Genomic DNA, 1,940 nt, shown 5'->3' on the forward strand with positions numbered 1-1,940 from the left:
TCTGCTGGGTTGAGCTGGCCGCTTCCGGAGGGAATGACCGATGAAGACCTGGAGCTTTTGCTTTTCCCGGCCCCACGACCAGCGTCTCAGAGCCCGCAGCGGCCGGTGCCCGACTGGAGCTACATCGATAAAGAGCTCCGCCGGCGCAACGTAACCCGTCGCCTGCTCTGGGAGGAGTATCGCGCCGTTAATCCCGACGGTTTCGGGTACACGTGGTTCTGCACTACCTACGAGGCCTGGAAGGGGCGGGTCCGACCTTCGATGCGGCAGATTCATCTGGGCGGCGAGAAGGTGTTCGTGGATTTCGCCGGCGACACCATCGACATCGTCGATCCCCTGACCGGGGAAGTGCAGCCGATGAAGCTGTTCGTCGCGGCGATGGGCGCTTCGAACTACACCTACGCCGAGGCCTGCCCCAGCGAGAGCTTGGCCGACTGGATCCGGGCCCACGTCAACTTGTTCACGTTTTTGAGCGGAACGCCGACGTTCGTGGTCTGCGACAACCTCAAAGCCGCCGTCAGCAACCCCGACCGCTACGATCCCGGCCTCAATCGCACTTATGCCGAGATGGCGAGCCATTACGGCACGGCCATTCTCGCCGCACGGCCGCGGCGCCCAAAAGACAAGGCGAAGGTCGAGGTCGCGGTGCAAATCGCCCAGCGCTGGATTCTGGCCCGGCTGCGCAATCAGCGCTTCTTTTCCCGGGCCGAGCTCAACGCCGCCATCAAGACACTCGTCGACGAACTCAATGCTCGTCAAATGCGTGGCTTCGGCTCAAGCCGCGCCGAACTGTTTGCCGAACTCGACAAACCCAAGCTAACCCCGCTGCCAGATCAGCCTTATGCCTTCGCACGCTGGAAGCGCTGCCGCCTCGCTCCCGATTATCATGTCGAGGTCGACGGCCATTGGTACTCCGCGCCGTATCGTCTGATTGGCGAGCTGGTCGATGCCCGTATCGACGATCGGACGGTCGAGATCTTCCACAAGGGCCAGCGGATCGCCAGCCATGCCCGCGCGCCCAACCGACGCGGACACACCACCATCGCCGACCACATGCCCAGCGCCCATCGCCGCTACGGCAAATGGACCCCCGCCGCGGTGATCGCCGCCGGCGAGCGGATCGGTCCTTCGACAGCAGCGTTTTTCCAGGCCGTGATCGACGCCCGGCCCCATCCAGAACAAGGCTTTCGAACCTGCCTTGGCATTCTGGCGCTCGTCAAAAGCTACGGCGCCGACTGACCGGAATGGCCAAGGCCTTCGAGGAGCAGCGCCGATCGCCCGATCTCGAAGCCCTGCCGTTCGAAGATCGCATCGGCCTGTTGGTCGACCGCGAAGCCGCCGAACGCGACACCAGGCGGCTCACCACGCGCCTCAAGATCGCCGCACTGCGCCAGACTGCTTGCGTCGAGGACGTCGATCTGCGCACCCCGCGGGGCATCGACCGCGCCGTTTTCGCCAAACTCGTCGAAGGTCGCTGGATCGATCGCCACGAGAATTTGCTCGTCACCGGGGCAACCGGCCTGGGCAAAAGTTGGTTAGCCTGCGCGCTCGGCCACAAGGCCTGCCGCGACAACCGATCAGTCCTCTATCATCGCGTTCCAAGGCTGTTCGAGGCGCTCGCGCTCGCGCGCGGAGACGGACGCTACGCCCGGCTCCTCAAAAGCCTCGGCCGCGCTCAGCTTCTGATTTTGGATGATTGGGGACTATCGGTGCTCACCGCCGCGGAACGCCGCGATCTGCTCGAAATCCTCGAGGACCGACATGGCCGCGCATCCACCATCGTCACAAGTCAGCTCCCCGTGGACACCTGGCATGGAGCCATTGGGGACCCCACGGTCGCCGACGCCATTCTCGATCGCCTCGTCCACAACGCCCACCGCCTCCAGCTCACCGGAGAAAGCATGCGAAAACGCAGCGCCAAAACCATCACCCTTGACGGC

General features: G+C 64.1%; 1 protein-coding gene and 1 pseudogene. Both read left to right on the forward strand.

Annotated elements, in window-relative coordinates:
* Positions 1–1,236, forward strand: a pseudogene (gene istA / locus IF809_RS38435) (IS21-like element ISFK1 family transposase); the annotation flags it as partial.
* 8 nt (positions 1,237–1,244) lie between these two features.
* A partial coding sequence (gene istB / locus IF809_RS38440) for an IS21-like element ISFK1 family helper ATPase IstB (protein WP_041960795.1) occupies positions 1,245–1,940 on the forward strand: 696 nt, incomplete at its 3' end.

It is taken from the genome of Bradyrhizobium sp. UFLA06-24 (genome assembly GCF_054967145.1).